Origin of the sequence: Flavobacterium sp. J49 (genome assembly GCF_011742145.1) — a bacterium.
Lineage (GTDB): Bacteria > Bacteroidota > Bacteroidia > Flavobacteriales > Flavobacteriaceae > Flavobacterium.
Genome location: NZ_JAAQQU010000063.1, coordinates 1 through 311, shown reverse-complemented (window position 1 = coordinate 311; position 311 = coordinate 1). Strand labels below are relative to the sequence as shown.

Annotated in this window: 1 protein-coding gene; it reads right to left on the bottom strand. The window is 44.4% G+C overall.

The window, feature by feature from the left end; all coding sequences use genetic code 11:
* A partial coding sequence (locus HA632_RS01795) for a hypothetical protein (RefSeq protein WP_176305535.1) occupies positions 1 to 311 on the bottom strand: 311 nt, incomplete at both ends.

The window sequence follows — 311 nt, the reverse complement described above, 5'->3', positions numbered from 1 at the left end:
GTCGGTACCGGCAAGACTCTAATGTCTAAAGTGGTGATACTTTGACATCCTGCGGCACTGGTAACTACCACTCCTAAGGTTTGTACTGCAGGGGCTATATTGGTATAAGCTGTAAAATCAGTAATGGTCGTAGCGCCTCCGGCTTGTGCCAAAGCCAAACTTGGATAGTAAACCACTGTATAACCGCTTAAGTTTTGGGTAATCTCGGCATCTTTAACCGTTAAATCAAAACTGTGGTATTGGTCATTCGGATTGGTGTCATTATCACAAACACTCAGCGGTGCAGGGGTTGTTAGCAACAACGGTATATT